Here is a 6687-nt window from a genome sequence, read left to right on the forward strand (position 1 = left end):
ACTTTAGCTGATCGTTCATTGACGTCTAGCTTGGCAACAAGCTTACCTGCTTCAATTGTGTCACCTTTGTTGACAGCCAGGTCGATGATCTTCCCACTTGCCTCACTTTTTATTTCGACAGTCCGGAGGGCTTCGGTTCTACCACGTACTGTCAAATAACGAGTGTAGGGAACTGCTGTTTGGCTTTGGACGCGTACGGAAGGTATTTTTGCGTCGACAGAAAGATTAACCGGGGGCTTTTTAATCTCGGGTTGTCCTGCTTCACCAGTTTCAGAACTATCAGATAGCTGACCAGACATAACCCAGCCAGCCGTTCCAACGGCGAGAATGAATGCGAGTAAATAGGAAACTTTCATGATATGTGCCTGTTGGTTTCTATCTGAGTGCGATTTGTATCTGGGTCAGAAGAGGTATGAATTGTATTTTGAGATCGAAGTTCAGCGATGAAACGTTCTTTGTTCTCTTCTAAATAAGCGAGAGAATTTTGATAAACGGTCAGTCCTAAACCGTGGCAAAGTCGTCGCCCGGTTGGTAGAGCTGCGGGATCACATGTTGTCATGCGCTCTATGATTTCCTGATAAAAAGAAATCCTCTGGTCCACGAGTTTTATAACCTGCGGTAAAGGGAGAAGTTCTGCGAAATATAAAACGAAGAAAAAATCAGACGTAAATTTGTCTGGTGTGGGTGGTGTAAGAAGACTTGTAATAAGAGAGTCTTCGCCACTTTGTGTCAGCTTGTACACCTTTTTGTCCGGTCTTTTTTCCTGAGCCATTTGAGTACATTCAACGAGGCCTTCAGAAGAAAGGCGTCCAAGGGCGGGGTAGATAGAACCAAAACTTGCATCCTGAAAGTGGCTAAAAGCCCCTTCTTGGAATGCTTTCTTGATTTCATATCCACTTGCTTCCCCTTGGTACAAGACCGCAAGGCATAGTGTTCTGACATCCATACTGAAAATTTACCTTAGCTTGTTTTCTGCTTCTAAAGTGAATTAAAGACTCGCTTTTAATCGTCTAAATTTACCTTAGGCATATGCAGGACAGATATACATCATTTCAACATATATCAAGTCGATATATGTGAATAAATTTTGACAAAAGTATGGCGGGAATTGAAAACGCTGTAAATTTAAGGTTTTAGCCTCAGTTTGTATGGAATTTATCTAAAATACCTGAAATTGAAATTAAAAACTACATGGGGTAACATAGGGCAAAGGATTATTTATATGGACTACTCTATACCCTTATCTGGGTTACGGTATCAGGCGCAGCGGATGTCTGTGTCTTCAAATAATATTGTTAACGCGGGGTCTCTTGATTCATCGCGATTGCCTGAGCGTGTTCCCTTTGCACCAAGTAGGCTGGATGCAGTAAGTCGTGACCCCGGCGTTTCGGGAAACTTACAGCAATTAGGCCCAAATGCACCGTTGTCTGAGCCAGGGCAAAGTGCTGGTTTCGCGGAAGTGTTTTCTGCCACAGGCGTCAATATTGAAAGAGAATTGGTTGATCAAAAGCTTGCGTCTATTGCGTATAAAGCAAATGCGGCTGTAATAAATACCTTCTCAGAGTTAGACGAAACACTCCTTGATACGGTTAAAGATTAATATAATTTAATAATTTTGTTTCTGGTCTTAACCATAAAAATATAAGCGTTTGTCTGTTGTTAGCTTGTTTAGTGGTTTTTAGTTATCGTTTTGATCAAATTTTATTTATAATTTAGTAAGTTTTGTTCTACACTCTAGGTATTCGTTGCCAAATAAATATTAAATGAACAAACGGATTACGTTAATTTATTTCGTTTGTTGTATGGGTGCTCTGAAATCCGATGCCAAAAAAACATAGTACTACAAAAGACGGTCACATCAGTGATGACAAACGTCGTTTTCAGCGGGTGTCAGTGCTTTGGTCTGGTGAGTATGCCGATGATCAGGGGGCTGAGCAAAAGTGTGTGATCTTTGATATATCTGTTAATGGTGTTCGTGCAAAGTTTGACCAAACGTTGGAGATCGGCACGCAGTTTATTCTAAAAATCGCGGGCGGGTTTCAGCTGTTAACTGAAGTTGTATGGTCAAGAGGCAGGACGGTCGGCCTTCGTTTTAATGACAGCCCGGATAAGATGGCAAGTATCATGGCTGGCGTTTTGCCGAGTAAATGTTTGGAGTTTGCTTAGGGTGCATTAGTGTTGTAGGTGGCGTGTTTTTGTTACCTATGAAAAAGAATTTAGGTGCTGCAGTTTGTAGCACCTTTTTTATTTATCAAAAGCTGAAGCATGGAATGACAAGAACCAACTCGGAACAGGTGCTGTAAGATTGTACCAACGAATCTTGAATTGTCCTCATCTTTGAGTTGTTTAGCAGGGTAGACATGAGCTTTATGCTATTACTTCTATAGAAAAGAGGTGAAATTTTATTGCTTTTTTTTGCTATTTAGTGTTTTATAATGTTAGCTTGAAGCGATTTAATTTTGAAATAAATTTGTGTTATCTTCATGTAATTAAACAGATAATTGTTTCGTGTTCATGTATGATTCTGGTTTCTGAGAATGGCTGTATTTTGTATACAATTTTACTGTGCTGATGAACTGTAAATTGACTATGCAACTCCAGATGGATAGCTTAAAACCATCCTTATTAGATTAGGTAGATGAACACTAATTAATAAAAGAAGCGCATTCCGCGCTTATTTGCGACATTTGGGAGGATATCGTGATTAAAAAAGGACTTTTGGCTACAGCGGCTCTCGCTAGTATGCTTACAATGGGTGCTGTAACAGCACAGGCAAAAACTTTTGTCTATTGCTCAGAAGGTAGCCCGGAAGGTTTTACGCCAGCGCTATACACATCAGGTACGTCATTTGATGCTAGCTCTCGTAACATTTTTAACCGCCTTGTTGAGTTCGAAAGAGGCTCAACCATCATGACACCAGGTTTGGCTGAATCTTGGGAAGTTTCTGAAGACGGTCTTTCTTACACCTTTAAACTTCGTCCTGGTGTAAAGTTCCACACAACAAAATATTTCACTCCAACGCGTGAGTTGAATGCTGATGATGTGCTTTTCAGCTTTAACCGTCAGTGGAAAGCGGACCATCCGTATCATAAAGTATCCGGTGGTACGTATGAATATTTCTCTGGGTATGTTAGCTTCCCGGACATTCTGGAAACAATTGAGAAAGTTGACGATTTAACTGTCAAATTTACTCTGCAAAAGCCAGATGCTGCATTTATTTCCAAAATCGCTATTGATTTTGCTTCAATTCACTCTGCAGAGTACGCTCAGCAGATGATGGATGCAGGTTCTCCTGAGAAGTTTGACCAAGAGCCTATCGGTACTGGTCCTTTCCAGTTCGTATCTTACCAAAAAGATGCTTTCATTCGCTATCAAGCTAATGAAGATTATTGGTCTGGTCGTGCACCGCTAGATAAACTCGTTTTCGCAATTACACCTGACGCGCAGGTTGCGTATCAGAAGCTTGCAGCTGGCGAGTGCCATCTTGTTCCTTATCCAAACCAAGCTGATCTTGCTTCAATCGAAGCAAACAAAGATCTGACAGTGGATAGCCAAGAAGGTATGAACGTTGGTTATCTTGCGTTCAACACAGAGAAAAAACCATTTGATGACAAGCGTGTTCGTCAGGCTCTTAACTATGCCATGAACAAAGAGTCTATCATCAAAGCTGTTTTCCAAGGCGCTGGTAATGCGGCAAAGAACCCGCTTCCGCCAACCCTTTGGGGCTACAACGAAGAGATCCAGGATTATCCTTATGATCCTGCAAAAGCGAAAGCTCTCTTGGCTGAAGCTGGTGTAACAAACCTAAGCACTAACATCTGGGCGATGCCAGTGAAGCGTCCTTACAACCCGAATGCTCGTCGTATGGCTGAGCTTATTCAGGCTGACTGGGCGAATGTTGGTGTGGATGCCGAGATCGTTTCTATGGAATGGGGTGAGTATCTTTCCCGTTCACAGAAAGGCGATCACGATACAGTACTTCTAGGTTGGACTGCGGATTATCCAGATCCGGATAACTTCCTGTCACTTCTGAACTGTGCATCTGCTAAGTCCGGTGGTAACCGTGCGCGCTGGTGTCACAAAGAATTTGACGATCTTTTCCAGGAAGCTGTGAAAGTATCTGACCCAGAAAAACGTACTCAACTTTATGAGCAGGCTCAGGCTGTCTTCAAAGAAGAAGCTCCTTGGGTAACTGTTGCTCACTCTGTTGTTCACAAAGCTATGAGCAACAAAGTTGTTGATTTCCGTATTGATCCACTTGGTGGTCATGTATTCTACGGCGTTGATTTAGAAGAATAAGAGAAAAATCTTATAGCTAAATATGAAACGGGGGGGGTGTAAACCTTCCCCGCTTTTCTTATAAGCGAAGTCAGGATCGCGATGTTACGCTTTATTTTAACTAAGTTGGGTGTTCTCATCCCAACATTTCTTGGTGTTACTCTGATTGCTTTCAGTTTCATCAGGATGTTACCAGGTGACCCAATCGAGCTTCTTGCCGGCGAACGCGGTGTTACGCCAGAACGGCATGCCCAGCTTATGGCCGATCTAGGTTTTGATCGCCCGATTTGGGAACAATATTTTTCATTCCTCTGGGGAATTTTACAAGGTGATTTCGGTGTCTCCTTTACCAGTCGTACTCCAGTTCTCGAAGAGTTCCTAACGCGGTTCCCTGCGACGGTCGAGCTCGCTGGGTGCGCAATTATTTTTGCTGCCTTGATTGGCCTGCCGGCCGGCATCATTGCTGCGGTCAAACGTGGATCAGCTTTTGATCATACTCTTATGGGGATTTCCCTCGCCGGGTATTCAATGCCTATCTTCTGGTGGGGACTTCTGTTGATTATCCTGTTCTCCAGCCCGGACATGCTTGGGTTGACGCCCGTATCAGGTCGCCTTTCTGCTTTGTTTTGGATCGATCAGGATACTGGCTTTATGTTGATTGATGCCTTTGTCAGTGATGAAAAAGGTGCTTTCAAATCAGCAGTATCACACCTCATCTTGCCGACCATTGTTTTGGGCACGATCCCTATGGCGATCATTGCGCGTCAGACCCGTTCTGCGATGTTGGAAGTTCTTGGTGAAGATTACGTACGTACAGCAAAGGCCAAGGGCCTTTCAGCAATGCGTATTGTTGGTGTTCATGCGCTTAGAAATGCCTTGATTACGGTTGTTACCGTGATCGGTTTACAGGTTGGAGTTCTTTTGGCTGGTGCCATTTTGACGGAAACAATTTTCTCTTGGCCTGGAATCGGAAAATGGATGATTGATTCTATTTCTCGACGTGATTATTTCGCGGTTCAAGGTGGTATTGTGCTTATTGCATCGATTGTCATGATGGTGAACCTGTTGGTTGACTTTATGTATGGTCTGATCAATCCAAGAATTCTGCATCGGAGGTAATGATGAGTGAAGTTCAAAATACAGCCGAGCAGTCCTCGGTGCCTGAACAGATCAGCCCTCTGCGTCAACAGTTCAGAGAGTTCTGGTTCTATTTTTCGGAAAATAAAGGTGCCGTCGTTGGCCTGTTTTTCTTCCTGTTTGTTGTTTTTATCGCTGTTTTTGCAGACCTAATTGCACCACATTCTCCTGTGCAGCAAAATCGTGATTTTATCCTTGTACCGCCGTTTTGGCAGGAAGGAGGTAGCATCCAGTTCCTCCTTGGTACGGACGCAGTTGGTCGTGATTTATTATCTAGATTGATGCATGGGTCTCGTTTCTCTCTGTTCGCAGGTTGTATTGTTATTGTGATCAGTTTGACATTTGGCGTCTTACTTGGTCTATCCGCTGGGTATTTCAGAGGTTTCTTCGAAGTCACCGTGATGCGGGTTATGGATGTTATTCTTTCTATTCCTAGCTTGCTGATGGCTTTGGTACTTGTGGCGATCCTTGGCCCAGGGCTTCGAAATGCGATGATCGCGATTTCGATTACGTATCTACCACACTATGTCCGTTTAGCACGTGCTTCCGCAGTTGCGGAGGCTGCGCGCGACTATGTAACAGCAAGTAAGGTTGCTGGCGCTGGTACAATGAGATTGATGCTTGTAACAATCTTACCAAACTGTATGGCACCATTGATCGTTCAAGCTTCGCTAAGTTTCTCGACAGCTATTTTGGATACGGCAGCACTTGGCTTCCTAGGTATGGGGGCACAACCCCCTGCATCAGAGTGGGGCACTATGCTTGCTGAAGCACGTGAATTTATTCTCAGTGCATGGTGGGTAGTCACCTTCCCTGGTGTTGCCATTCTCTTGACTGTTTTGGCTATCAACCTGATGGGTGATGGCCTGCGTGATGCATTGGACCCCCGCATTCGCGGCCTTTAAAGGGGAGCTGGCAAATCCGCAGGATTTGCCCCCCCGCCCGCAGCATGCGCCGACCGAAGGTCGTCCCCTGTCGACGCACTAGTGCAACGCTTTGCGGATACGGCGCACCATCAGCCATACCGCCACAATCACCAGTGGCGTCAATCCCGCCTTAAGGACCTTATCCCCCACCCCAAGATCATAGGCAAACGGCAAGGCAATATTGGCGGCCAGATTGACGGCGTAATATGAAATTGCAACGATCGACAACCCTTCGACGGTTTCCTGAAGGCGCAGTTGGATATCAGCCCGTCGGTCCATGCTTTCCAGCAGCGCCTTGTTTTCCGCAGACCGTTCAACATCGACCCGTGTGCGCAGCAAATTTGCT

8 protein-coding genes are annotated in these 6687 nt (G+C 44.4%); 5 read left to right on the plus strand and 3 right to left on the minus strand.

Annotated elements, in window-relative coordinates:
• Together Q0241_RS06650 and Q0241_RS06655 are read right to left on the minus strand one after the other, a co-directional pair.
• On the minus strand, nt 1-356 hold a 356-nt coding region (locus tag Q0241_RS06650), incomplete at its 3' end, for a biotin/lipoyl-containing protein (protein WP_299374993.1).
• Entirely contained in the window at nt 353-946 is a 594-nt protein-coding gene (locus tag Q0241_RS06655; protein WP_299374996.1) for a PadR family transcriptional regulator, read from the minus strand. The genes Q0241_RS06650 and Q0241_RS06655, both read right to left, overlap by 4 nt.
• A gap of 276 nt (nt 947-1222) precedes the next feature.
• Between Q0241_RS06655 and Q0241_RS06660 the strand changes: the two genes are divergently transcribed.
• The 5 genes from Q0241_RS06660 to Q0241_RS06680 all read left to right on the plus strand — a co-directional run bounded on the left by Q0241_RS06660 (nt 1223) and on the right by Q0241_RS06680 (nt 6320).
• Entirely contained in the window at nt 1223-1600 is a 378-nt protein-coding gene (locus Q0241_RS06660) for a hypothetical protein (protein ID WP_299374999.1), read from the plus strand.
• Between the two features lie 221 nt (nt 1601-1821).
• A complete protein-coding gene (locus Q0241_RS06665) occupies nt 1822-2166 on the plus strand; it encodes a PilZ domain-containing protein (protein WP_299375002.1) in 345 nt (114 codons plus the stop codon).
• Nucleotides 2167-2742: 576 nt separating this feature from the next.
• Nucleotides 2743-4299: an ABC transporter substrate-binding protein gene (locus Q0241_RS06670; RefSeq protein ID WP_299375014.1), complete on the plus strand. Its 1557-nt coding sequence runs from the start codon at nt 2743-2745 to the stop codon at nt 4297-4299.
• Nucleotides 4300-4380: 81 nt separating this feature from the next.
• Nucleotides 4381-5397 carry an ABC transporter permease subunit gene (locus Q0241_RS06675; RefSeq protein ID WP_299375005.1) on the plus strand — a complete coding sequence of 339 codons (1017 nt, stop codon included), beginning with the start codon at nt 4381-4383 and terminating at the stop codon, nt 5395-5397.
• A 2-nt stretch (nt 5398-5399) separates the two neighbouring features.
• Nucleotides 5400-6320 (plus strand): ABC transporter permease subunit, encoded by a 921-nt coding sequence (locus Q0241_RS06680; protein WP_299375008.1) that lies wholly within the window; start codon nt 5400-5402, stop codon nt 6318-6320.
• A gap of 78 nt (nt 6321-6398) precedes the next feature.
• Here the strand turns inward: Q0241_RS06680 and Q0241_RS06685 are convergent.
• The coding region (locus tag Q0241_RS06685) for a DUF3422 family protein (protein WP_299375011.1) at nt 6399-6687 on the minus strand (289 nt) is incomplete at its 5' end.

Source organism: uncultured Kiloniella sp. (assembly GCF_937128705.1).
Lineage (GTDB): Bacteria > Pseudomonadota > Alphaproteobacteria > Kiloniellales > Kiloniellaceae > Kiloniella.

Excerpts from the sequence above, each read along its gene's own strand:
- Q0241_RS06660 (WP_299374999.1), top strand. The coding sequence starts at position 1,223 with ATGGACTACTCTATACCCTTATCTGGGTTACGGTATCAGGCGCAGCGG.
- Q0241_RS06675 (WP_299375005.1), top strand. The coding sequence starts at position 4,381 with ATGTTACGCTTTATTTTAACTAAGTTGGGTGTTCTCATCCCAACATTT.
- Q0241_RS06665 (WP_299375002.1), top strand. The coding sequence starts at position 1,822 with ATGCCAAAAAAACATAGTACTACAAAAGACGGTCACATCAGTGATGAC.
- Q0241_RS06655 (WP_299374996.1), bottom strand. The coding sequence starts at position 946 with ATGGATGTCAGAACACTATGCCTTGCGGTCTTGTACCAAGGGGAAGCA.
- Q0241_RS06680 (WP_299375008.1), top strand. The coding sequence starts at position 5,400 with ATGAGTGAAGTTCAAAATACAGCCGAGCAGTCCTCGGTGCCTGAACAG.
- Q0241_RS06670 (WP_299375014.1), top strand. The coding sequence starts at position 2,743 with ATGCTTACAATGGGTGCTGTAACAGCACAGGCAAAAACTTTTGTCTAT.